We start from the raw sequence: 24255 nt of genomic DNA, 5'->3' as shown, positions 1-24255 counted from the left end.
GCCATCTTGAAGATGGCGTTTTTAAATCACTTAGCGTGTCGGCAAGACATCTTTAAGTGCTTCATGCATCTCTAACAAGACTTTTTCAGTCGTATCCCAGTCAATACATCCGTCAGTAACAGATTTACCGTATTCAAGGTCACAAAGATTGGCAGGAATATCCTGACGACCACCTTTTAAATGACTTTCTACCATAATACCCACGATTGACTTGTTGCCGTCAAGGATTTGTTCAGTAATATTTTTAAGAACAAGTGATTGTAAGTACGGGTCTTTATTTGAATTGGCATGACTGGTGTCAATCATAATTTTGCCACTAACTTTGGCTTTCGCTAAAGCAGCTTCTGCATCTGCAACTGAGCCTGCATCATAGTTAGGCTTGCCGTTACCACCACGAAGCACGACATGCGCGTATGGGTTACCACTGGTACGAATCACAGAAACTTGACCTTGATCGCTTAGACCCAAGAAGCTATGACCGTGTTTAACAGACTGCATCGCATTGGTTGCAACCGTTAAGCCACCATCTGTACCATTTTTAAAGCCAACAGGTGAAGATAAGCCTGAAGACATTTCACGGTGAGTTTGGCTTTCAGTAGTACGTGCACCAATTGCAGACCAAGAAATAAGGTCTTGGTAGTATTGAGGTGAGTTTGGATCGAGTGCCTCAGTGGCACATGGCAAACCTTTTTCGTTCAATTCGAGTAAAAGCTTACGACCAATACGTAGACCTTTTTCAATGTTGAAAGAATCGTTCATGTCAGGGTCATTGATTAGACCTTTCCAACCTACAGTCGTACGTGGCTTTTCGAAGTACACGCGCATGACGACATAAATGGTATCTTGGATTTTGTCGCTAAGAACTTTTAGACGGTCTGCATAATCATGGGCAGCGACTGTATCGTGAATAGAGCATGGACCAATGACAACGAATAAACGTTTGTCATTGCCATCTAAAATATTACGAACAGTTTCACGGCCTTTAAGGACTGTTTGATAAGCAGTTTCAGTCAGAGGTAACTCTTTTTTTAGTTCTGCAGGAGTAACAAGAGGCTGAATGCTTTTTACATTCACGTCATCAATGTCGTTTTGGGTAATAGAATTTGACTGTAAAGTATTCATTGCCGTCACTGGTTTGATTATACAAAAGGTTGTTTCATGAGCCGAATATAACATGAATATAGCATTCAATTGTTATAAAAAAGATCAATAAGTCTCTGAAAAAAAAGTGATGAATCTTGCAGTTAATTTAAACCTGATGATTATTGACCGCCGGAGCAATCAACATTGCAGTGGCTGGTTTTTCAACAGGTTTTGATTTTACAGGATTAATGATGAAATTCATGCCTAACATAAACAGCGTAATGCCTAGGACTTTACGAATGACTTTTTCAGGTAAACGTGAGCTGATTAAAGTTCCGACCACAATGGCTGGAATAGAACCAACCAATAACCAACCCAATAAATGAAAGTCGACATTGCCTGAGCTCATATGACCCAAGCCTGCGACTAAAGTCAGTAGAACAGCATGTACAACATCTGAACCGATAATACGAATCATGGGTAAATTCGGAAACATGAGCACCAAGGCCATAATGCCGAACGCGCCAGCACCGACGGAAGATAATGTAACGAATACACCAAGTACGATCCCCATCACAATAATTAAGGCACGTTTATTTTTAGCTTGTAAATTGACTCGTTCTAAATCTGATGTCATATCATCAAATTGATCATTTTTACGGAATTTGTTAAAGAACTTTTCGATATGACCACGGAAAATAATTGAAATACCTGTCAGGGTCAGCATAAAGCCAAGCACCATAGTCAACACAGTTTTGTAATGTGTCGACTGGCTGAGATAGTTTTCAAGTACCCAGTGGGTCGCAAAGGAAGCAGGAATACTTCCCACCGCTAGCCAAATCACGATTGGCCAAACAATGTTCATTTTACGGGCATGAACTAAAGAACCGCAAAACTTTGAAATCGAGGCATAAAGTAAATCTGTCCCAATTGCGATATGCGGTTCAATTTTATATAGGCTGATCAGAATAGGTGTCATCAGCGAGCCACCGCCAACACCTGTAATACCTACACAGAAGCCGACCACAACGCCTGCAAGTATGAACTCTAAAGGACCAACCATTGTTATATGCCAAATATCAAAAAACGTGCTTATCTTATGACTAATTGATATAAGTCGTTGTCTCGATTAGTGATTTACTTGTGAAAAAAATAGATAAAGAGCTATTGGCGGATAGTAAGGTCGTGAATTTTAAGAAATCTTAGAAACTGATCAAAGTTTTAAAAATAAGCGTTATGCAGCAATTTTTTAGATAAATAGCGTTAAAAAAAAGTGGACAAAATGTCCACTTTAGAAAATCTTAAAAAGACAGCGTTTCACCATCTAAAGGAATCAACACGTTATCCTGAATATTTTGGGCTTTTACATAGTCTGCAAGTTGCGCACGCGTTAAAGACATGTGATTAATTGCATCCATATGTACGGCAATAATTTTAGCATTGGGTGCTTGTTTTGTGGCGCGCAAAGTATCTTCTTTGCCCATAATAATCGACTCTTTAAATCCATCCACTAAAGCATTGCCCGTATTTAGGATAATGACATCAGGTTTAAATGTTTGAATGGCCTGATCGACTTCAGGACGCCAAATCGTGTCCCCAGCCAAATAAACGGTTTCATGACCAGTTGCTTCAAAAACAATACCCATTGCCTCACCTAAGCCTTTTTTGAGTTCAGAGACACGATACATTGCATCAGTGCCATGTTGGCCACCAGTTTTGGTTAACTTAACGCCATCAAAAGAGGTCTGACTTAAAACGCGTACATCTTTAAAACCCTGAGACTGAATGGTTTTTTGATCTTGGCTGTTTTGAACAAAGATAGACAGATTTTTTGGAATCGCGGCTTGTGCTGCATCGTCCCAATGGTCTAAATGTGTATGTGTGATAATGACAGCATCTACACCCGCCAGAATGGTTTCTGGTTTAAGCGGTAGGTCAACCAATGGATTGCGTAAATAACTACGATGTGTATTTGGAAAACCTTCATAAAAACCTTTAGCTGCAAACATCGGGTCAATTAAAAATGTTGTATCGGCATAGCTAATTTTTACTGTGGCATTTCGAATTTCTTGGATTTGAGTGATTTTAGAGGTATCACGTTGATTGGTACTCTCTGCCCATGACGTTGTAGCGCCCAAAATGAGTGATGTCACTAAAATGGTATATCCGAATAGGTTTTTCATAAAATAAGGTTCATTTAAAAGATGAGCTTATTATTCGAAATTGAAAAATTAAAGAAAATTGTCCATAAAGACAAGATTAGAAACTATTGGGCCAAATGTTATAATACATTTATTTGTAACGGTCATTTTTATGTCATTACCTAAAATTGCATTGTTCATTTATCAAGATATTCCACTGTTTCATTTTTCAGTCCCTCAAACAATTTTTAATATACAAATCGATGGAAAGAAATTATTTGAAGTCATCACTTTTTCGGCAGATGGATTAGCGGTCAGTACGGAAAAGTCAGTAATGATTCAAGTCGATGGTGGCTTAGAACTTATGTATGACGCTGATATCGTGATTATTCCAGGATGGGATGATATCAATCAGAAGCCAGTTGAATGTTTAATCAATGCATTGAAAGAAATACATCAAAAAGGCATCAAGATCGCAGGATTATGTTATGGCGCATTTCCACTTGCTTATGCAGGTTTACTCGACCATAAACATGTCACTACACATTGGGCGGGGAGTTCTGATTTTAAGCAAAAATTTCCATGTGTGAATTTGGATAAAGATGCTTTATATATTGAAGATTCAGGCATCATAACCTCGGCAGGAACAGGTGCTGCACTCGACTGCTGCTTGTATATAGTGGGGCAAATGTATGGTTCAAAAACAGCGAATAAAATATCAAGAATAATGGTGATCCCGACGCATCGGGAGGGTGGTCAGGCGCAATTTATAGAGCAGCCGATTTCAACCTTAACTTATGATACCGAGATTAATCAATTAGTTGATTATCTGCGTAAAAACCTATCTAAACAGCATACTATTGATGAGCTTGCGCTTTCTCTAAATATGAGTAGGCGGACGCTGACAAGACACTTTAAGCAGGCAACAGGAGTGCCTATCGTGACTTGGCTCAATAATGAAAGATTGAGATATGCGTCAGAATTACTTGAAGCAACAGATTATTCAATTGAAAAAATTATGGAAGCTTCTGGTTTTAATACTGCAGTATTATTTCGCAAACTTTTTAAGAAAAAATACGGAACAAGTCCGGTTCACTGGCGTAAGAGCTTTAGCACTCAGCTAAGTGAGCATGATGAGTAGCTGCTAAATAATATCCATCAATTGGAAAGATCAGCGAGAAAAAGCTAAAACTTAGCAATTCATTTATAACTATTTGTTTTTTTCAAAAAATAACATGTAGATAATAAATTAGGCTTTGGAATTTATTAGATATTTATAGATCAGAGCTTATGCATTATTTATGGGAAATAATGTCAACTTTGCTGATGACTCGTATAGAATCTACAGCTAAAGAATTACTGAGTAAAAGGACTGACTTTTGCAAAACCGAAAGCTAAAAATTGGTATCGTTGTTGGAGAAGTATCTGGTGATACCTTAGGCGCCAAACTGATCCGTAGTTTTCGTGAGCAGGGAATTGATGCTGAGTTTGAGGGCATTGGCGGTCCACAAATGATTGCAGAAGGTTTCAAAAGTTATTACCAGATGGATATTTTATCTGTGATGGGGATTGTCGAAGTCCTCAAAGACCTTAAGAAACTGTTTGCTGTACGTGATGGCTTAGTCGCGACATGGACTGAAAATCCTGTTGATGTCTTTATTGGTATAGATGCGCCAGATTTTAACTTACGACTGTCTAAAAGTTTAAAGCAAAAGCAGTTGCCGATTAAAACCGTGCAATATGTGAGTCCTTCGGTCTGGGCGTGGCGTCAAGGTCGAGTGCATGGCATAAAAGCCAGCATAGACTTGGTTCTTTGCCTTTTCCCATTTGAAAAAACCTTTTACCAAAAGTGGAATGTTCCCGCGGCATTTGTGGGTCATCCATTGGCAAGCCAATTGCCGCTGCAAAATCCGATTGCGGAAGCTAAAGCAGAATTGGGCTTAGATCCATCTCAAAAACATATTGCACTACTGCCGGGCAGCCGTCGCGGTGAAATTGAGCGTTTAGGGCCATTGCTCTTAGATGCAGCACAAATCATTAGCCAAAAACATCCTGAATATGTCTTTTTAATTCCAGCGATTAATGATGCGCGTAAACAGCAAATCGAAGCCTTATTGGTAAATTATCCAGCTGAATTAAAAACCAAAGTTCAACTGTTAGAAAATACTGATACTGAATCTAAAATTGGCCGTCAGGTGATGAATGCGTCGAATATCGTGGCATTGGCCTCTGGAACAGCGACTTTAGAAGCAATGCTGCTACACCGCCCAATGGTGACGTTTTATCAGCTCAATTGGCTGACTTATCATGTGGTGAAGTTCCTCATTAAGATTCAATATTATTCATTGCCGAATATTATTGCCGGCAAAAAAGTAATTCAGGAACTCATTCAAAAAGATGCAACAGCCGAAAAACTAGCGACAGAAATTGAAAAATTGATGAATGTGGAAACAGCCCAAATTCAAGCGATGCAGCATATCACCATGCATAAGCAGCTTTTATCAGGCAATAGTGAAAACCCAGTTACGGCAATTTTGAATATTTTAAAATAGTTTTTTAATTCAAAAGGATATTTAGTCTTCTTTGCTGATTTGATGTTGTTGTCGGTACTGCGTTGGGGTTAAATCATAAAACTTTTTAAAGGTTTGGCTAAACGCAGTTTCTGAAGAATATCCAATACGATGGGCAATTTGTTGAATGGAGAGTTGCCCAGCTTGGAGAAATTGGGTGGCCAATCTGAGTCGATGCTGTTGTAAATAAGCCAGTGGACTTTCACCTAACATTTGCGTGAAAAGACTGGCGAATTTTGAACGTGACATACAGCATTGTTCAGCAAGGGTTTCTACAGTCCAAGCAATGTGAGGTTGTTCATGTATGGCTGCAAGGGCACTGGATAATTCGGGATGGCTGAGCGCATGTAGCCAGTTGTTTGAGTCTGGCATTGCAGCGATATAATCGCGTACACATTCGATAAATAAAATACTCACCAAATGATCGAGGATTTTGTCACGGCCTGGTCGTATTTGATTGACTTCTACAGCTAAAAACTGCAAACCAATTTGCAACCACTCTGGCGCAGTACTGCTCATAATATGCGGTGTATGTAAAAACTTAGGCAGTGCATTAAATAGTGGTTTAGCCATAATGCTGTCGACATGCCCACGAATGGCGAGCATAAATAATTCGTCAGAATCCGCTGTACTTGCAGCGTTAAGAATCATAGTTTTATGGCGTTTTTCTTGAAAAAAAGGCGTAATGTTAACCGATTCAATTAGGCTGTCTGAAAGTGCAGAACAGCAGAAGTGATTTTGCCCTGAAGGTACTAAGCACAGATCTCCAGCTTCAAGTAAGACCTGCTCATTTTCCAGACATAAATAGCCTTTACCCTGAATGACGACATAAGCCACCATGGCATCCTGATCTTGAAAATGAAACGACCACGGCTGTTGTGATTTTAAATAAATATATTCTGATCGGTGTAAGTGAATATCATCAAAAATCTTACTTAAAGCATCCATTATTTATTTTCTACTCATTAATATTTCAATATTTTTGCCGAACATATGTGCATATGGGTCAGCATTTATCCTTAAATGCCAAAGACGATCACATAGTTTTTTTGGACGCTTAAAACTGTTCTATCAGTCCTATTTTGAAGAATATAAACACAGAAGAAGTAAATAGGGAAGTCATGCAGATGAATGCACCAGTAAAATTAAATGAACAGCAATTGGCACTTTTAGAGCAGAAAATGGGTAGCGTATTAGATAAAAAGCGCTATGGCTGGTTACTGAGTCCAGGTCTACCCGTGATTGGTATGGGCATTTTAGCGGGCTATCATTTTGGTCCAAAGTCCACCAAGAAAATATTTGCCATGGGCGGCCCTTTACTGTTGCATGTCATTATTCCGACTTTAGATGCATTAATTGGTGATGATGCCAACAATCCAACTGACGATGATATTAAAGTTCTGGTCAATGACCCTTATTACGATCGAATTGTGAAGTTGTTTATACCCTTACAAATGGCTGCAAATGTATTTGCAGGTTATGTCGTTACACGTAAAGACGTTTCGTTGCTCGATCAACTACTGTTGGGCATTTCCATGGGTGCAATCAATGGTGTAGGGGTGAATACGGCACATGAGTTATGTCATCGACCACATAAAAAAGATCATTATTGGGCACATGCAACTTTAGCACCATTGGGTTATAGCCATTTTCGGATTGAGCATCCATATGGACATCATAAACGTGCCGCTACACCTGAAGATCCAGCATCTTCAAAAATGGGTGAAACGTTCTATGAATTTTGGCCACGAACTGTATTTGGCGGGGTTAAATCAGCGATTCAAATTGAAAAACAGCGTTTAAAACGTAAAGGTTTATCGTTCTTTTCCAAAGACAATGAACTTTTTCATGGTTGGGCAATGAGTGCTGGTTTTCATGCAACCATGATTAAATTGTTTGGTGCTAGTGTAACGCCGTATCTGGCAACACAGGCACTTTATGGCATCAGTCTGTTTGAAATTATTAATTATATTGAACACTATGGCTTAAAACGCGAACAAAAGGCAGATGGTAGTTATGCACGCACCATGCCCGAACATAGCTGGAACAATAACAATATTGTGACCAATCTATTTTTGTATCAATTACAACGCCATTCAGATCATCATGCCTATCCGACACGTCCTTTTCAGGCTTTGAGGCATTTTGATGAAGCCCCTGAATTACCAAGTGGTTATGCCACCATGCTCATTCCAGCCTTAGTGCCATCAATATGGTTCAAAATGATGGATAAACGCGTATTTGATCACTATAAAGGTGATCTGACTAAGGCGAATATTTTGCCAAAACGCCGAGCAAGCATCGTCAAAAAATTTGGCTTAAGTGCAGATTGAAAAAATAGGATCTAAATAAACAAAAACCCAAGTCAGTTGACTTGGGTTTTTGATATCAGGCCAGTCTTTGGGCTAAACTTTAAGACCACCAATAGCGCAAGATATGAAAGAAAATTGGAGCAGAAAAACAAATGGAATCGATGCGATCGAGCATTCCGCCATGCCCTTGAATCAATTGCCCCCAATCTTTCACACCGCGATCGCGCTTAATCGCTGACATAACCAAGCCACCAAAAAAGCCGAAGATACAGACAATAAAACCAATCACTGCAGCTTGTAGATAACTAAAGGGCGTTAGCCATGACATTGCCACACCAAGGCTAGTTGCCAGAACAATACCACCGACTAAACCTTCTATGGTTTTCGAAGGTGAAAGAATCGGCGCGACTTTATGCTTTCCAAGCAGTTTTCCGCATACATATTGCAGTACATCTGAGGCTTGCACCACCATGATGAGCCACATTGCTAGCCAAATTTTCTCGCCTTGAAAACCTGGCAGTTTAAGATTAAGCAGTGCAGGAACGTGCGAAATACAAAAGACACTGATCATCAAGCCCCATTGAATTTTAGCACTGCGCTCCAAAAAGCGAGTCGTGTCTTCTTGTTTTAAGGTGGCAATTGGGATCAGTAAAAAAACGTATAAAGGAATAAAGATCGAGTACAAACCATACCAGTCGATATAGACCAAATAATATTGATAAGGAATGACAAAATAAAATGCGATCAACAATGGAAAATAGTCGCCACGACGCGTGGGGAGCAGACTAATAAATTCACGTAATGCAAAAAGTGAAATGAGCGCAAATAAAATGATAAAGGCAATTTTGCCAATTAGAATGGCAGCGCCAAGGACCAATAGCATGATCCACCATGCATTAATACGTGCATTTAAGTTATCAATCACTGGCGCAGGTGCATAGCCTGCACGCAATTTCAAAATACCGCCAACAGTAGAAGCGAAGATCAAAATGGCCGAAAAAATACCAAATAAAAGATAGGTCATCTGAGTATTACTTAAATCCATTATTGACACTCCGATGCTTTTAGTTTCAGTAATTCTTCTTGCGCATAAGTTAAAAACTCGGCTTTATCTAGTTCTTCATGTAAGGTTAAAGGTTTGCCAAAAATGACCGTTGATAACAGTGGTAAGGGAATCAGTGCACCTTTTGGCATCACACGTTTTAAATTGGAAATCCATACGGGTACGACTTCAACATCAGGAAATTGATTCTTTAAATGGTAGAGTCCACTTTTAAATGGCAATAATTCAACATCGTCATTTAAATTGCGCGTGCCCTCAGGGAAGAAAATAATAGAATAACCTTGCGCCAATACATCTTTGACCGGATCAAGCGGATCTTGATTATTTTCACGATTGCGCTGAATTGTGACACCCGTGAAAGTATCTTGGATGAGAAAGCGACGAAAACCATCTTTTAACCAGTAATCTGATGCCGCAATTGGACGGGTTTGACGCCGTAAATCTGTGGGCAGTGATGACCAAAGTAAAATGAAATCGATATGGCTATTATGGTTGGCATAATAGATCCGTTGTTTCATGACGGGTTTACAGCCCACCCACAAACTACGCGCACCTGTCAAAAGTCGTGCGCCTCGTCGGGTTAAAAAGGCGATAAACCGTGCAATGGAACGGCTCAAGATATTTCCCTTTTTGTCAGGGCGCGGACTGGTATGTAGATGTGGATGTATTGGCATAGGAATAATTTATTGTGAATTAATTATAAAGTAAAAATATGCAGATGAATGCAAGGTATTGCAAGCACAACACGAATATTTGAAGTTTGAATAGCTTCAAACAACCTTCGAGTCTAGTCTCCCAAGCACGCCCACTTTTTGAAGCGGGCATCAATTTCATATCAACTAAACTTTGATCTAAAGATTGGGTACTTTGTTCAAGATCATGTAAATTTGACTGTTCTGAAACCATATCTAAAAGTGCAGCGTCGAACTGAACACGAATGCTGAGAAAATGATGCAGTCCAATTAAAATCAGATTCAAAAGCAGTAACATAAGTGCAAATTTAAATGGAACTGTTAACAGAATGATCAGCACACAGCAAAGCGTAAAGGCTAGATAGCCTGAAGCCAACAGTCCTGAACTCGATTTTAATAGTTTCGAGACCACCATTAATTGCATCATCATGGCGCGAGACCTTTAAGCTTGAGACGGTAAACGTTCAATTGTTGAATTTGAGCGTCTTTAAGTACAACCCAAGGACGACTATGACGAATGATCCGCAAACAGTCTTCGACTGAATATTCAGGATGATGTTTTAACAACAATGCTGCGACCACAGCACTACTACGTGAATACCCAAGTGCACAAAAGATCAGTACATTCTGTGCTTCAGAGCCTTGATATGATTGCAATATATCTTCCAATCGTTGCACAGATTGATATAACTGATTGGCTTGCAGCGGAATCAAATCAAGACTCAAATTTTGTTGATATATTTTAGACTGATGATCTATGGGAAGTTCGGCACAACAGTCGAAAAGTGCATCGTATTGCTGAATTGTTGCTTGATTGGGGATGCGCCCTAAATACACATAACTTTTGCCTAATTTGACGATCTTTGAATCTTCAGGATTCTTCTTGGTCCAAACTCGGCTATTGATCCAAGCGAATAATAGATAAGGAGCAAAGAGTATTTTTGCTGCAATGGTCATTTGACCATTGGACTGCTTTTGAAAAAGATGTGGTCGATTAAATAAATATGCTAAGGCTACCAACAACATACTAACAGCAGGATAGAGCAGCCAAAGCCACACACCTTTTGCATAAGACACCGCCACAAAGAATAAAGCCGCAATGAAATATAAGATGCCGAGTTTAAAATGCTTTAAAGTCAATGAGCTTTGTAAGTTTTTAGTCCAAGGCGCAGCAGTGTGTAAGGGGAATAACCAAAGACAGAGTGCACCCACCAAAAGCCCTGTCGGGATATCAATGAAATGATGCTGCCATGTGGTGAGTACCGAGAGCCCAATCAGAAAAGCCCAAATATCGACAAGATATTTTTGAGTGCCTTGTACATGCCGTCTGTAGAAATCCCACAGAATGACCAGAAGTACGATATGCAGCGACGGGGCTTGATTAAACGGTTTATCGAAACCCATTAAAACGTCAAACCAAAGCCCGAAAAATCCACTTAGCTCAGGTCGCTCAAAGCTAAAACGTAAAGGAAAGAGTAAAAAACAACTGATGGAAATGATTTGTGCTGAAAATAGCCTAAGCGAATGCTGTTTTAATTCAAACTTATTCCAACACAGCAGTAGAGATAATCCATAAAACAGATCAATTGACCAATAAGGTACAATCGTCCAAGGCCAAAGAGGAATGTATTTTTCCCAATCAAAAACGATAAATTTAACCGAAGTTAAACTGTCGGCATAATGATTGGCAAAGCCATAACTTAAGAAAAAGAAAGGTGCCAAGACAGCAAGGCACAGTAGTCCAAGTTTCCAAGTACCTGCTTGTTTTTCAAATGTCTGCATTTATACACCCACCTGAAATTAAATTTTTTGTGCCACTGAAACTGTAAAGATACCAAATTCATCAATGACTTGATCGACCTTCTTGAAACCTGCTTGTTCGACCAAAGCATCCATTTCCGCTTGAGAACGTAAACGCATGACCCATGCATCACCTTCACGATGTGAGGTTAATGCGCGCGCGATGAACTCTTGTTGTGGGTGCCAAATTTGACCTGTGTAGATGAGATAGCCATTGGATTCGATGGCTTGGCTTAGACCTGCCAATGAATTACGTAAGAGATCATTATCACTGAAAAGTTCATATAGACCTGAAACAACAGCTAAAGTTGGTTTCGGCTCGACCGCTGCTAGTGATTGAGTATTAAACGCATCGGCTTCAATAAACTGAGCAATATGCGCTAAACCACGTTGCTGAATCATCTCTTGACCTGCCTGTACATTGATTGGGCTATAGTCTCTTAATAAAATTGAGTCAGCTTGTTCAGGAAGTTGAGCTACGGCATCCAAAATGTAGCGCCCATGACCTGCCGCAATATCCATAATTCTCAACGCTTGCTGTGAGTTTTTTAACTTCGTGGCATATTGGGTGAGCATGTGTTCAATATTTTGTTTGCGCACACGTATTCCACGCCAACCAATGGCATTGAGATATTGGCGATCAATGATTTTACCAATTGGATTTTTACTTTCACTCGTATTTCGGTAGACAAAATCAAGCGTACTACCAGAGTCATAGCCTGTATCTTCACCAATTTTTAAACCTTTAGAAAATAAGCTTCCGAGTTTTAAGTTTTTCTTGGTCGCTTCCCAAAAGGCATGTTTTAAAGAATGTTTCGGTAAAGTTGAACTTAAATTTTCTGCAACGGCGCAGCTTGGACCAATTTTATCGGCATGCAATAGATTCGGCGCAGCGTATGGACGGCTAAAACATTGTGTAATAAAACGATGGATTTTATCCGTGGCGATTTTGCGGTCTTTTTCACCTAAAGTATCATGATAGAAGCCATCTAAAACGTGAAACTCTTTGAGAGGGTGTGGAAGTTTTTGATAAAAATCACGCTGCGGTTTTTGCTGCACCACAAAGTCGGAGCCTGAGCTTAAAATTTGTGTCGGGACAAAGATATTTTGTGCATCATCGACAATACGCGCTGACGCAGCATATAAACCTAAAAGCATCCTGACAGAAATTGCACGTGCTATTTTTGGGTCAGTGTCATAACTTTTTGCACGCTCTTGATCATGTGTCAGCATTTTTGCTTTGACATAACTGTTAATAAAAAAGTTTCCACCGAGCTTACTCATGAGTGTCAGTCCGGGTTTGGCAAATGGTACATACAATTTAATGTCAAAAGCTGGTGAGGCTAGACATAAGGCACGAATTTTAGGGGCATAATCATGCACCCATGTTGCTGCCAGAACTGCACCCACACTTTGCGCCACAATGGCAATATTTTCAGATTGAATATTATAGTTAGACTGTAAATGCTGTACGAAGTATTGAATATCTTGAACACAGGCAGAAAAACTTGGTGCATCACCGCGTTCACCCGGTGAATTACCATGACCTCGCGCATCCCATGCAAAAAAGTCAAAATCAGGTAAATTCAGTTCTTCGACCAAGTGCGCCATCCGACCTGAATGCTCATGACCACGATGAAATAAAATAATCGCTTTTTTCTTTCGATTTTTCTTTAAATTCGGATTTTCCCAGTGTTGATAAAATAAGGCAGTGCCGTCATGGCTCGTAAAAGTGTGCTGAGTATTGTTATACATAATGCTTTGCTCAAATTGGTTTTAAAGTTTAAATAAAAATCACTGAAAAATTAAAATTGTTAAATTAGTCGTTTGCAATGAGACTGTTTTTGATTCGGTTATAAATGGTGAATAAGGATAAACAAATGATTATCCCGAGGATGAAATTACAAAAAAGGGATAACAGTTCAAGGTTAAGATTAAATAATGAAAATGCCACAATGATGATGCAAATCAGGCTAAAAGCCAAAGCGCGGTCACTTTTACCCATAGGGCCATCATAGCGTCGTTCTTGACCAATCAGTGGCGCCATGACACCCGTATATTCAGCTAAAATGGATAAAAAACAAGCCAAAATGAGGAGTTCAGCCCGAATAAAGGCAAAGCAAATTAAACTGAAATACAGTGCCGTATCTGAAATAACGTCACAAAGTTCATTATAAAACGCGCCTAATTTTGATTGTTGATTGAATTCTCGAGCAAGCATGCCATCAATAGCATTGAAGCCCATACGTATTAACATCCAAATCGGAAAAACCAGTAGCAAAATACCAATACCATGGCTCGAAAAGTAGATGTAAATGAACAGTGCGATGAGAAGCGAAATAAACATCGCAAAAAGGGTAACTTGATTTGCTGTTATACCGAATTGGTACAGAGACTTAACGAGAGGTCTCAATAAATTTTGAAATGCGGGTTTAAGTTGATAAATTGAAGGCATCTTATAATTGTAGAATCATGTTTTGCATGAATTTTATACGGGATTCGTTAAGCCAGACAAGCAATGGAATGTTAAAGATTGTCACAGCCTAAAAGGTGGCTAATAGCCTTTAAACTTCATAGCGCATTAAATTTTCCTGCATCGTGCTACATACCAACTTTCCGTTCTGCCACATTTGTCCATGTGTGAGTCCACGCGATTGGCTGGTACAAGTGGTTTGCATGTCATAGTACATCCATTCTTCAACGCGAAACGGGTGATGAAAATACAGCGTGTGATCGAGACTAGTCGTGGTTAGCTGTGGAGATAAATAATTTAATCCATGGATTTTTAACGCTGCGTTATAAAGATTATAGTCTGAGTAATACGCGGCGATTGCTTGGTGCATATACACAAAATCATGTTGCGCTGCTAAAGGATGGTGAATCTTTAAATATTCTGCATATTGATTCGGCTGGAGTGCTTCTGAGTTGAGTGCATTGTCTGGATCGCTCAACGCAAATTCAATCGGTCTGGAATCAACATGAAAGGGTTTGAGGAAATAAGGCACATCATCTGACTGGACTTGATGACTTAGCCTTTGTTTATGCCACTGCTCGTTTTGTAAACTAGTTACAGGATGCAAATCGAGTGCATCAGGTACTGCACTTTGATACTCGGCTCCATCTTCAGATTTCATGTAGGACAGTTGTGCCATGAAAATGCGTTTGCCATGCTGAATAGCTGTGACTTGTCGTGTTGCAAAACTTTGACCATCACGTAAATATTCAATTTTATATACAAGTGGAGCTAAGGCGTCGCCCCTTGCTAAAAAGTATGCATGTAAGGAATGCAGTGGAAGCTGAGTTGAAGATGCTGCGCTCACAATACTTTGCGCTAGCAGTTGACCACCAAATATGCGTGGGCCAAATATCGGCTCACTTTGTGCAAGAAAAAGCCGCTGATCTTTTTGTTCGAGGCTGAGCAATTGAATTAAATCTTGCGTAAGTGTGGTCATATTTTGTCTATTTTTTGCTTTGTTTAAATGTAGTGAAGAAGTTGCAGCATAACAAGTTCTAAAAATTTTTTAGCGAACAGTGTACCCGCTATTTATAGAAAAGGCATATAATTCAGGTTGCCGTGTTGTCGTATTGGAATGACGGAAAAGCAATGACTCCTGCATGTAAACTCTTAAAATCAAATAAAATCGAATTTTCAATTCATGAATATGAGCATGATCCAGACGCTAAAAGTTTTGGTCTGGAAGCTGCTGAAAAATTAGGACTAAGCGTCGAAGAAGTGTTTAAAACCCTGATGGTGACAGATGAGAAGAATTATTTTGTCGCTGTGCTCCCTGTTGAATATCAGCTTAATCTAAAAAAAGTGGCGGCTGCATTTGGCTGTAAAAAGTTGAAAATGGCAGACCCGAAAGATGCTGAGCGTTTAACTGGATATTTGGTGGGTGGTATTAGTCCTGTTGGACAAAAGAAAAGACTTAAAACCGTGATCTGTGAAAGCGCAAAAACACTAAATAAAATGTATGTTAGTGGCGGAAAAAGAGGGTTAGATATAGGTGTAAATCCAAATGATTTAGCTAAAGTTTTAAGTGCGAATTTTGCAGATATTATTGATAAGTAGTCTATGTTTTATTAAACAAATTTTCATGTTTTTATTAGTGTTACTCACAATGTTACTTACAAAAAGTAAAAAGTATTGCTAAATAAATAAGCCACCTAAAAGGTGGCTTTGTAATTTGAGTCTACATTAACTATTACAGATTGAACATAGGAGTTCAACCAATAGCTTTTTCTACTATTTTTTTATGGTTTGGTATAGAGACCTTCTTTAATTCGTGCATTCAGAGTTACTGGGCTCAATATTCAACAATTTTGCAAACTCAGCACGACCAATAAGGTGTTCATTTTTTGTGAGTAACGCTCTTTTAAGATATTGCATTTCATCAAAAATTGCTTAAAGCAGATCACAGTCACGCTTTTTAATAGCACGCATCAACTTTCCTTCTGTACTTTCAAACAAAATGCTACAACCAGTTTTTCCGCACAAATGCCGCTGTGAATTTTGTTCTGAAGCAAAGTCATTAAGCAATCAGCGTTCAGCTATGAAAGCAAAAATGGAAGCTCAAACTTTGGGCGATACTGCTGAATCTAGCCCTTAAAAACCTTAATGCCGAAAAGGAATCTAGTTTAAAGCCCAAATATGTCGAAACCGAATTGGGTAAAGAAAAGCTTTGCATCCAATGTGATGAGTATTGGCCTTTGAATAATGAATTTTGGTTTACCTATCTCAACAAACCCAACAAGAAAGGTGAAAGAACTATTGGTTATGAAGCAGCATGAAAGTGTTGCTACAACTTTAGATATAGACAGGAGCATATTGAGAATATAAACAAAATTAAATCAGCATATGAGAAAGGTCTTTTAATTTGAATTCCTACTGAGTTGCTGAATACAAAAAGCTTCTACCATATTTTTGGAAGAGGTGAGAGAGAAATTACCTTATAAGTTTAGTAAGTGCTTTAAATGCTTGAAATTCACCCTAAAATCGTTATAACTAAATGTACATGAATAGGAGAAAGAAGAAGCAGAATGAGTAATATTAGTGAAGCCAATAAGGAAGTAAGAACCTTTTTGAATATTGCAGCCGTAGATATCTATCATCCGGAAACGATTCGAGATAATGATTATTATTTGGAAAGATTCAAAGAAAATGAAAAAATGCAGGATATTCTCGAGAAAGTTGGTCGAAATAAGAGATATGTAATCGGCGATGCGAAAGAAAATTCACTAACCATGGCAATTAATGCTGCAGAAAAAGTATTGCAAAGGCATGGGATTGATAATGGTGATGTTGACATTATTATTTTCGCATCCACGACATTGGAATACTTATCTCCAACTAATGCGATGTGGTTGCATTCTTCTTTAAAAATAAAGAAAGAATGTATGTGCTTTGATATTAATGCGAATTGCTTAGGTATGTTTTTAGCATTAGAGCAAGCTTCTGTTTTACTTCAATCTAAGGATTCTTATAAGCGAGCTTTAGTGGTTGGTGCAGATCAATTGAGTAAGATAGGTAGTGAAGATCAGCCAATTCCCTCAAGTATTGTTGGTGATGCCGCTGCTGCAATTATCTTGGAAAAAGTAGCAGATAGTTCTGGATCAGGAATGATAGACCGCATCTATCAAACTGATAGTAGTTTCAATGATACTATTGTTCTGCCTCCGAAGGGTTTTTCCTGTTGTGAAACTCCAAATGAGAAAATCCACTGGTCAACTTTTAGCGGAATTGAAAGCGTTGATTTTGCCGCCGATGCACTTATGGAATTACTGGATAAGCACAATCTTAAAATGGAAGATATTTCCTGCTTTTTACTTTCTCAGTTCACAAAGATCAATATTGATATTCTCCAAGAGAAAATGAATATCCCTTGGGAGAAAATTGAATATATTGGAGATCAGTATGGGTATACAGGTGCAAACAGTTTATTTCTAGCTTATGCAAGCAGGCTTAATAAGGGAATGCTCAAAAAAGGTGATCTTATTGTTTTTTGGACATTGGGAGCAGGGTATCAAACAGGCCTTATGCTCTGGAAGTTATGATTAATATATAAAAAAGTTGGTTTTTTAAAGCATCTTAAGGTGCTTTTATAAATAAAGTTACAGTTATAAGAAAAGTGTTGTCTTCAAATGACAACTCAATATGTGTTTGAAGTCCATCCTAAGAAGAAAGGAATAGTTAAGCCGCTGTAATGGCGGTTTCTTTTTGCCCGCAAAATTAGTATCTTCTTATGAAATATATTTGAGGGTGCCTGGTTTGTTAAAACTGATTGCGGAGGATTTTATTCAGATTGATAAGATTGAGAATGTCTTACCTCTTTACAAAGAATTGGTGGAGAAGACCAGAAATGAATGTGGATGTATTTCTTATGAGCTACACCAAGACATAAAAAGTTTAGGTCATTTTATCTTTGTAGAGGTATGGGCAGACCGTGCGGCATTAGATTTCCATATTGAATCTGAACACTTTCAACGACTAGTACCACAAATTGATAAACATAAAGTTGAAAATGGTCGATTTACTCATATGCAAAAAATAGATTTTTGATTTTCACAAAACAAAATTCAAACCACTCTTTGGAGTGGTTTTTTAATACCTGTATTTTATGAATTGTAAAAACCATTATTACAACTCTACGGAATATAAATTAGAAGTCTAAAGCTTTACTTTAAAACCAAGCTGTTTTAGTTCGGATTTTTACGCCCAAAGAAAATCCCCGACAGCGCTAACAGTCAGGGTTTTGTTTTTCCAGTTCACCGTGCAAGCAAAGAGGAAAAGTATCTATGCCTGAAAGTATAACCGTGATTATTAAATTTGTAGAGGCAATCATGGATAAATATGGTTTCTGGAAAGTAACATTCAAAATTATATTGATGATAATTGCATGGAAAACCGTAATCGATGCTTCTGCTGAAAACTTAGAAAAAATCTATGTGAGCGGGGAAAAGCGTGGTTTAGATATTGGTTTAAAACCGCAAGATCTTGTTAAAGTATTGTGTGCGCAATTTGCAGATGTACTCGATGCTTAATTATTTTTCAATCAATACTCACCCTTAAATAATATTCTCAAAATCTATAAAACCCATTTCGCTGTAAATGGGTTTTTATGTTTAGGCAGTCTTAAAATTTAAAAAAGCTGGATTTTTCAGCACAATTATTCATTTCAACTATGATAAATCAGAAAACTATCAGTTAGTTCTATGTCACTTTTGCACATAAATATCTACAAAAAAAATAATAACAAAAAATTAAATATTAAAAATCATTGAGATAACCATAAATTTGCATTTGCGCTGCAAAAGTTCACAAAAATGCAATTATTAATAATAATGATTATCATTAACGTGGTTTCACGTTGGCCAGCGTACTAAGCATTTATGCAAAGTAAAAGAAACATAAATAAATGACATAGCTTGGAAAAGCTTAAAATTAGAGGATATGGTCAGATGAAAGAGCTTGCTAATCGCTTGGCGATGCAGCATCTTGTCAATGCATACTCGCAAGAAACTGGTAAGGCGACCTTACTGGAAAAGTATCAACAAAATTCATCACAATTGACGTTTAGCCAAGGCTTGACGTTGTTATCCATACCATTGGATAGTATCCAATCACAATTATTTGTACCGCTGTCTTATGTCAGCGTTGTCGGCAGGCACAGGCTTGCAGATCTCCCAAAAATATTTCATAAAGGGCAAAATGAGTCCTTTAGTTGCACAGCTATCGCCAGTTTATTGTTAGAACAACTGGTGCAAGAGTCAGGGCATACGCTTGAAGCATCATCTTTACTTGAGCGCTGGATTGAAAGTCGGGAAGCATTAACGCAATTTTTAAATGTCCGCAAATTCGATTTCGATAACTTGGTTCAAGCAGATCAAAACTTTATTGAGTCGGAACAAGCCTTGCTTCTTGGGCATAGCATGCATCCTGCGCCTAAAAGTCGGGTCGGTTTTGTGCATGAAGACTGGGAAAGTTTTTCACCCGAAGCGAAAGCTAAGACTCAATTGCATTACTGGTTGGTTGCACCTGAATACATTCAAGAAGGTTCGGCATTAGATCAAGACATTTCAACACAGCTCAAAACTGAAATGCAGTGGCATTTGTCAGAGTCAGATTTGGCACTACTCAATGCATATTCACATTATAAAATATTGCCTTTACACCCTTGGCAAGCGCGCTATTTACACAGTAAAAAGTGGTATAAGAATCTAAAAACTAAACAAAAAATTATTGATTTTGGTGAACAAGCTTGGTCATTTTCACCGACGACTTCGGTGCGTACATTGGCAAGTTTTGCAGCACCTTGGATGTTAAAACCTTCACTTTCAGTCATGATCACCAACTCAATTCGGGTGAATTTAGCTAAGGAGTGTCACCGTGGTGAAATGACGCATCGGCTTTGGCATTCAAGTTTAGGTCAGCAGATTTTATCGCAATGTCCGACTTTAAGAGCGGTCAATGATCCTGCTTGGATGGCAATGCATATCGATGGTGAAATCGTGGATGAAACGATTTGTATTTTCCGTGATCAGCCCTTCACCGAGCAGCAGCAAGTAACTTGTATTGCATCCTTATGTCAGGATCATCCCGCCGAACCGAAAAACCGTTTTGATACTTTGTTTGCACAAATTGCGAAAAACACCCAGCAGGATTTGCGCGCGATTGCGCTGGATTGGTTTCAACAATTTTTAAAGGTCAGTTTAGAACCTTTGATGTATGTCTATCATCACTACGGCATGGCCTTTGAGTCACATCAGCAAAATGTGTTGCTAGAGCTTGAAGATGCGATGCCGAAACATGTTTGGCTCCGTGATAATCAAGGCTTTTACTATATCCAAGAGTTGGCAGATGAAGTCTTGAAAGCATTTCCTGAACTGGAGGAAAAAGCCCATGCTGTTGGCTCTAAAGCATTTGTAGATGAGCGTTTTAGCTATTATTTCTTCGGAAATACCTTGTTTGGCATCATCAATGCGATTGGTACTACAGGTCATGCTTCTGAGCAGGCTTTACTTTCGGTGTTACAAGCAAAGCTTTTGCAATTACATCAAACTTATCCTCAAAGCACACTGATTCAATCACTGCTTTATCAACCGACTTTGCCTTATAAGGGAAATTTACTGACACGCTTACATGAACTGGACGAATTGATTGCACCCGTTGAACAGCAATCAGTCTATGTTCAGTTGCCAAATCCTTTATGTGTAGAACATAAGGATGTGCAATATGCTTGATTTTATTGGAATTGGACTAGGTCCATTTAATTTGAGCTTGGCGAGTTTGCTCCATGAACAGCGCCATTTACAGTATCAATTTTTTGAAAAAAAACCGCAGTTTGACTGGCATGCAGGCATGCAATTGCCCAATACAGTGTTACAAGTACCATTCATGGCGGATTTGGTCTCAATGGTTGATCCAACCAGTCCATTTAGTTTTCTAAATTATTTAAAGGCGCAGCAGCGTTTATATAAATTCTATTTTTTAGAACAAGCACAGATTCCTCGTCGTGAATATAACCATTATTGCCAATGGGTTGCCGATCAACTTTCAAATATTCAGTATCAATCCACCGTTAAAGCGATTTATGCCAAAGAGCAAGGTTTTGAAGTGGTGGTGGAGCAGGATGGACGTTTAAGCCAGTATTTATGCCGAAATTTGGTACTCGGTTCAGGCAATGTACCTTATCTGCCAGCATGTTTAAGGAATATTCAACAACAGTATCCTGTGAAATGCCTGCATTCGGCAAGTTACTGTACGGCAGATTTGGAGCACTTAAGCGGAAATGTGGTGGTTTTAGGTTCAGGTCAATCTTCTGCGGAAGTGTTTATGGATCTGTTTGACCGACAATATGCACATGATGCTGTGCAACATACTCAATTTAAGTTGCACTGGCTTACGCGATCAAATGGTTTTTTCCCGATGGAATATGCGCCTTTAGGTTTGGAGCATTTTAGTCCAGATTATACGGCACATTTTTATGCTTTAAGCACAAAAGACAAAGCCGACCAATTGAAGCAACAAGCCCTGTTATATAAAGGCATCAGCGCAAAAACCATTCGTGAGATTTATCAAAAACTCTACCATCGAAGTGTTGCAAATAACGATCAGTCAACGCATTTACATGCCCAAGTGGAGTTGGTCAACGCAAGCTATAAAGATGAGCAGATTCGTTTGACCTTCGAGCATAAAGTTACTCGTGAGCAGTTCTATATGGATGCAGATCGTGTCGTGGCATCTACAGGCTATTACCGTCCTGAATGGGACTATCTGAAATATCTCAAACCATTAATTCAATGCGATAGCCAAGGTCGTTGGATGATCAGCCACGATTATCGCGTTGAGCATTCAGCGATTGGTGAAATCTTTGTCCAAAATCAGGAAATGCATACGCATGGTGTGGGTACGCCAGATTTAGGACTGGGTGCTCATCGTGCTGCAATAATTGCCAACCAATTAGTCGGGTTTCAGTTATATGAGCTCGGTGATCGGGCACAAAGTTTTCAACATTTTAATGCAATGCAAAATCCTGAAATGAGACGAGCAGATCAATCTGTTACGACTCAACAGGGACAAAAAACCATTGCGACATTTGAAAAAAAGCGTTTATCCAATTTTGAGATGAACCGACCCACTGGCGTACAAAAAACACCTGAAAAACAGCATGCCAAATTAGAAAATTTATCTTAGAGAATTCAACATGAACTTTGCAAAATTACAAATAAATCAAAAGCAGTGGCGTCGTGCAGGGCAACGTCTAATCGAAATGGCGATCGCTGAGTTTTTATATGAAGAAATTATTCAAATTGAAGTGGTTGCAGAAAATATATGGCAACTTCAGGTTGATGACAAAACCTATCAATTTGAAGCAACTCAGTTTTTATTGGGTCACTGGAAAATTACGGAAGGCAGTGTACGCGATCTAGCGGAAACAGAGGATGCGCCTGCATGGAATTTGCATGAGTTCATTCGTGCATTCTCAAATCAAGCAGACGTCAAACCTTTTACCAAGGCATATTTGATAAAGGAAATGAACAATACTTGGTTAGCTGAAGCGCATCTTTTTGATGAAATTCGTTTACCGAGTTCGGCTGTGTTATCAGCACCGCATTATCGCATTGAGGGCATGCTACGTGGACATCCTTGGCTGATTATGAGTAAAGGCCGCATGGGCTTTGGCTATGACGATTACTTAACAGCAGCGCCAGAAATATCACCAACAGTGAAAGTTTTATGGTTAGCGGTTCATCAAGATTTGGCTGAATTTAGCTCAACACAAGAATGGCAGGCGTGTGAACTCTATCGCCATGAGTTAGATGCAGTACAGCTTCAACAATTTGAGAAATGCTTGGCTGAAAAAAACTGTGCTGCAAAAGATTATTATCTGATACCTGTACATGCGTGGCAGTGGCATCAATGGATATTGCCAACCTATGCCAATGAAATTGTAGATCTGCGCATTATTGAATTAGATCTTGGTTTCGATGATTACGTACCGATGCAATCCATTCGAACACTGTGCAATACCAGTCATCCGAAGCGGCATTATGTGAAATTACCAGTGAGTATTTTTAATACTGCGGTTTATCGAGGCTTACCGTCTAAACGTAATTTGGCAGCGCCTGCGGTAACGGCATGGCTAAAACACATTCAACATAATGATGCAGATTTGAAGCAAACTCAGGTGGAATTTTTAGGTGAAGTTGCCAGTTTGACTCTTCAACAACCTTGCTTTGATCAAATTGAAGGTGCTCCATACCAGTTTAAAGAGTTATTTGGCTGCTTGTGGCGAGAAAGTGTTGATCCATGTGTAGCTGAAAATCAGTTGGCAATGTCTCAGGCGGCCTTGTTGCACCGTGATATCAATGGGCAATCAATTTTACAGGTACTCATCACTGCCTCAGGTTTAACGCCACTGCAATGGTTAAAACGCTTCGCTGAAGTATGTGTCACGCCACTAATGATTTGTTTATATAAATACGGTTTAGCATTCTCACCGCATGGTGAAAATACCATGCTGATCCATGAACATGGCATTCCACAAAAAATGGTCTTGAAGGACTTTATAGACGATGTGAATTTGGTCGATGAAGATTTTCCAGAACTGAATAACTTACCCGAAGAAGGCAAAATTTTACTGCGCCATAGTGCAGAAGAACTTAGCCATTTTATTTTTACAGGGCTATTTATGGTGCATTACCGCTATATCTGTAATGTATTTTTGCAAGATTTTCCTGAACACCAAGAATTTGAATTTTGGCAAACCATTTCTCAAGTCATTGAAGAGTTTCACCAGCAGCATCCTGAACTGGCAGAACGAATTGAAAAATTCAGTATGTTTAGACCACAGTTTGAAAAAATTTGTCTAAACCGAGTTCGTCTATTTACCACCAGTTATAACGACGAGGCTGAACGACCTGTCCCTGTCTTTTTAGACCCTATTGCAAACCCTGTGAGTCCAGTGACTTTGCAGCAATGGGCAGCGCAGTCGAATATGGCTCAAGCTAATACTGTTTCATGCAAAGAAAGCATTGCTTCTTAACACATGACTTAAGACATGGTTTGGTCACTAAAAAAGATTTTTGACCACA

General features: G+C 38.9%; 20 protein-coding genes and 1 pseudogene. 10 read left to right on the top strand and 11 right to left on the bottom strand.

Going from position 1 to position 24255, the window contains the following annotated elements:
• Positions 1 to 30: 30 nt before the first annotated feature.
• From B9T33_RS12135 to B9T33_RS12125, 3 genes are all read right to left on the bottom strand, one after another.
• Entirely contained in the window at positions 31 to 1122 is a 1092-nt protein-coding gene (locus B9T33_RS12135; protein WP_086179190.1) for a 3-deoxy-7-phosphoheptulonate synthase, read from the bottom strand.
• A gap of 127 nt (positions 1123 to 1249) precedes the next feature.
• Positions 1250 to 2146, bottom strand: a complete 897-nt coding sequence (locus B9T33_RS12130) for a sulfite exporter TauE/SafE family protein (RefSeq protein ID WP_086179159.1) — start codon at positions 2144 to 2146, stop codon at positions 1250 to 1252.
• Between the two features lie 238 nt (positions 2147 to 2384).
• Positions 2385 to 3266 carry an MBL fold metallo-hydrolase gene (locus tag B9T33_RS12125; protein WP_086179158.1) on the bottom strand — a complete coding sequence of 294 codons (882 nt, stop codon included), beginning with the start codon at positions 3264 to 3266 and terminating at the stop codon, positions 2385 to 2387.
• A 130-nt stretch (positions 3267 to 3396) separates the two neighbouring features.
• Here B9T33_RS12125 and B9T33_RS12120 point away from each other — a divergent pair, with 130 nt between their 5' ends.
• Both B9T33_RS12120 and lpxB read left to right on the top strand, forming a co-directional pair.
• Positions 3397 to 4365 (top strand): GlxA family transcriptional regulator, encoded by a 969-nt coding sequence (locus B9T33_RS12120; protein ID WP_086179189.1) that lies wholly within the window; start codon positions 3397 to 3399, stop codon positions 4363 to 4365.
• Between the two features lie 238 nt (positions 4366 to 4603).
• Positions 4604 to 5776, top strand: coding sequence for a lipid-A-disaccharide synthase (lpxB, locus tag B9T33_RS12115; protein ID WP_086179157.1), 1173 nt, complete (start codon positions 4604 to 4606; stop codon positions 5774 to 5776).
• Between the two features lie 21 nt (positions 5777 to 5797).
• Here lpxB and B9T33_RS12110 read toward each other — a convergent pair whose 3' ends face one another.
• A complete protein-coding gene (locus B9T33_RS12110; protein ID WP_086179156.1) occupies positions 5798 to 6742 on the bottom strand; it encodes an AraC family transcriptional regulator in 945 nt (314 codons plus the stop codon).
• 179 nt (positions 6743 to 6921) lie between these two features.
• Between B9T33_RS12110 and B9T33_RS12105 the strand changes: the two genes are divergently transcribed.
• Complete coding sequence (locus B9T33_RS12105; RefSeq protein ID WP_086179155.1) at positions 6922 to 8127, top strand: alkane 1-monooxygenase; 1206 nt, start codon at positions 6922 to 6924, stop codon at positions 8125 to 8127.
• Between the two features lie 79 nt (positions 8128 to 8206).
• On the opposite strand, the gene B9T33_RS12100 is transcribed toward B9T33_RS12105, so the two are convergent.
• The 7 genes from B9T33_RS12100 to B9T33_RS12070 all read right to left on the bottom strand — a co-directional run bounded on the left by B9T33_RS12100 (position 8207) and on the right by B9T33_RS12070 (position 15113).
• Entirely contained in the window at positions 8207 to 9151 is a 945-nt protein-coding gene (locus tag B9T33_RS12100; protein WP_086179154.1) for a phosphatidate cytidylyltransferase, read from the bottom strand.
• Complete coding sequence (locus B9T33_RS12095) at positions 9151 to 9843, bottom strand: lysophospholipid acyltransferase family protein (protein ID WP_086179153.1); 693 nt, start codon at positions 9841 to 9843, stop codon at positions 9151 to 9153. The genes B9T33_RS12100 and B9T33_RS12095 overlap by 1 nt, the downstream gene beginning before the upstream one ends.
• A gap of 19 nt (positions 9844 to 9862) precedes the next feature.
• Complete coding sequence (locus tag B9T33_RS12090) at positions 9863 to 10291, bottom strand: hypothetical protein (RefSeq protein ID WP_086179152.1); 429 nt, start codon at positions 10289 to 10291, stop codon at positions 9863 to 9865.
• Positions 10288 to 11643 (bottom strand): phosphatase PAP2/dual specificity phosphatase family protein, encoded by a 1356-nt coding sequence (locus B9T33_RS12085; protein ID WP_086179151.1) that lies wholly within the window; start codon positions 11641 to 11643, stop codon positions 10288 to 10290. The genes B9T33_RS12090 and B9T33_RS12085 overlap by 4 nt, the downstream gene beginning before the upstream one ends.
• 18 nt (positions 11644 to 11661) lie before the next feature.
• Positions 11662 to 13416, bottom strand: coding sequence for a bifunctional alpha/beta hydrolase/class I SAM-dependent methyltransferase (locus tag B9T33_RS12080; RefSeq protein ID WP_086179150.1), 1755 nt, complete (start codon positions 13414 to 13416; stop codon positions 11662 to 11664).
• Between the two features lie 64 nt (positions 13417 to 13480).
• Positions 13481 to 14116: a CDP-alcohol phosphatidyltransferase family protein gene (locus B9T33_RS12075; protein WP_086179149.1), complete on the bottom strand. Its 636-nt coding sequence runs from the start codon at positions 14114 to 14116 to the stop codon at positions 13481 to 13483.
• Between the two features lie 109 nt (positions 14117 to 14225).
• The gene (locus B9T33_RS12070) at positions 14226 to 15113 is read right to left on the bottom strand and encodes an acyl-CoA thioesterase (protein ID WP_086179148.1); all 888 of its coding nucleotides are present in this window, start codon (positions 15111 to 15113) and stop codon (positions 14226 to 14228) included.
• A 152-nt stretch (positions 15114 to 15265) separates the two neighbouring features.
• Here B9T33_RS12070 and ybaK point away from each other — a divergent pair, with 152 nt between their 5' ends.
• The 7 genes and pseudogenes from ybaK to B9T33_RS12020 all read left to right on the top strand — a co-directional run bounded on the left by ybaK (position 15266) and on the right by B9T33_RS12020 (position 24206).
• On the top strand, positions 15266 to 15733 hold the full coding sequence (gene ybaK / locus B9T33_RS12065) for a Cys-tRNA(Pro) deacylase (protein ID WP_086179147.1): 468 nt from the start codon (positions 15266 to 15268) through the stop codon (positions 15731 to 15733).
• 968 nt (positions 15734 to 16701) lie between these two features.
• Positions 16702 to 17715 carry a ketoacyl-ACP synthase III gene (locus tag B9T33_RS12045; protein ID WP_086179146.1) on the top strand — a complete coding sequence of 338 codons (1014 nt, stop codon included), beginning with the start codon at positions 16702 to 16704 and terminating at the stop codon, positions 17713 to 17715.
• A 214-nt stretch (positions 17716 to 17929) separates the two neighbouring features.
• Positions 17930 to 18220, top strand: a complete 291-nt coding sequence (locus B9T33_RS12040; protein WP_086179188.1) for a putative quinol monooxygenase — start codon at positions 17930 to 17932, stop codon at positions 18218 to 18220.
• 341 nt (positions 18221 to 18561) lie between these two features.
• Positions 18562 to 18702 (top strand): annotated as a pseudogene (locus tag B9T33_RS16545) (Cys-tRNA(Pro) deacylase); the annotation flags it as partial.
• Positions 18703 to 19119: 417 nt separating this feature from the next.
• Positions 19120 to 20901, top strand: a complete 1782-nt coding sequence (locus B9T33_RS12030) for an IucA/IucC family protein (RefSeq protein WP_086179145.1) — start codon at positions 19120 to 19122, stop codon at positions 20899 to 20901.
• Complete coding sequence (locus tag B9T33_RS12025) at positions 20894 to 22354, top strand: lysine N(6)-hydroxylase/L-ornithine N(5)-oxygenase family protein (protein ID WP_086179144.1); 1461 nt, start codon at positions 20894 to 20896, stop codon at positions 22352 to 22354. The genes B9T33_RS12030 and B9T33_RS12025 overlap by 8 nt, the downstream gene beginning before the upstream one ends.
• A gap of 10 nt (positions 22355 to 22364) precedes the next feature.
• Complete coding sequence (locus tag B9T33_RS12020; RefSeq protein WP_086179143.1) at positions 22365 to 24206, top strand: IucA/IucC family protein; 1842 nt, start codon at positions 22365 to 22367, stop codon at positions 24204 to 24206.
• Positions 24207 to 24255 lie beyond the last annotated feature (49 nt).

It is taken from the genome of Acinetobacter sp. ANC 5054, assembly GCF_002135295.1.
GTDB lineage: Bacteria > Pseudomonadota > Gammaproteobacteria > Pseudomonadales > Moraxellaceae > Acinetobacter.
Note: the sequence above shows the minus strand (reverse complement) of the source record. Positions and strands in the feature narration are given on the sequence as shown.

Coding starts and splice junctions, on each gene's coding strand:
- B9T33_RS12070 (WP_086179148.1), bottom strand. CDS start 15,113: ATGACCACACTTACGCAAGATTTAATTCAATTGCTCAGCCTCGAACAA.
- B9T33_RS12135 (WP_086179190.1), bottom strand. CDS start 1,122: ATGAATACTTTACAGTCAAATTCTATTACCCAAAACGACATTGATGAC.
- B9T33_RS12090 (WP_086179152.1), bottom strand. CDS start 10,291: ATGATGATGCAATTAATGGTGGTCTCGAAACTATTAAAATCGAGTTCA.
- B9T33_RS12075 (WP_086179149.1), bottom strand. CDS start 14,116: ATGCCTTCAATTTATCAACTTAAACCCGCATTTCAAAATTTATTGAGA.
- B9T33_RS12095 (WP_086179153.1), bottom strand. CDS start 9,843: ATGCCAATACATCCACATCTACATACCAGTCCGCGCCCTGACAAAAAG.
- B9T33_RS12125 (WP_086179158.1), bottom strand. CDS start 3,266: ATGAAAAACCTATTCGGATATACCATTTTAGTGACATCACTCATTTTG.
- B9T33_RS12130 (WP_086179159.1), bottom strand. CDS start 2,146: ATGGTTGGTCCTTTAGAGTTCATACTTGCAGGCGTTGTGGTCGGCTTC.
- B9T33_RS12105 (WP_086179155.1), top strand. CDS start 6,922: ATGAATGCACCAGTAAAATTAAATGAACAGCAATTGGCACTTTTAGAG.
- B9T33_RS12100 (WP_086179154.1), bottom strand. CDS start 9,151: ATGGATTTAAGTAATACTCAGATGACCTATCTTTTATTTGGTATTTTT.
- B9T33_RS12120 (WP_086179189.1), top strand. CDS start 3,397: ATGTCATTACCTAAAATTGCATTGTTCATTTATCAAGATATTCCACTG.
- B9T33_RS12020 (WP_086179143.1), top strand. CDS start 22,365: ATGAACTTTGCAAAATTACAAATAAATCAAAAGCAGTGGCGTCGTGCA.
- B9T33_RS12025 (WP_086179144.1), top strand. CDS start 20,894: ATGCTTGATTTTATTGGAATTGGACTAGGTCCATTTAATTTGAGCTTG.
- B9T33_RS12110 (WP_086179156.1), bottom strand. CDS start 6,742: ATGGATGCTTTAAGTAAGATTTTTGATGATATTCACTTACACCGATCA.
- B9T33_RS12030 (WP_086179145.1), top strand. CDS start 19,120: ATGAAAGAGCTTGCTAATCGCTTGGCGATGCAGCATCTTGTCAATGCA.
- B9T33_RS12085 (WP_086179151.1), bottom strand. CDS start 11,643: ATGCAGACATTTGAAAAACAAGCAGGTACTTGGAAACTTGGACTACTG.
- ybaK (WP_086179147.1), top strand. CDS start 15,266: ATGACTCCTGCATGTAAACTCTTAAAATCAAATAAAATCGAATTTTCA.
- B9T33_RS12045 (WP_086179146.1), top strand. CDS start 16,702: ATGAGTAATATTAGTGAAGCCAATAAGGAAGTAAGAACCTTTTTGAAT.
- B9T33_RS12080 (WP_086179150.1), bottom strand. CDS start 13,416: ATGTATAACAATACTCAGCACACTTTTACGAGCCATGACGGCACTGCC.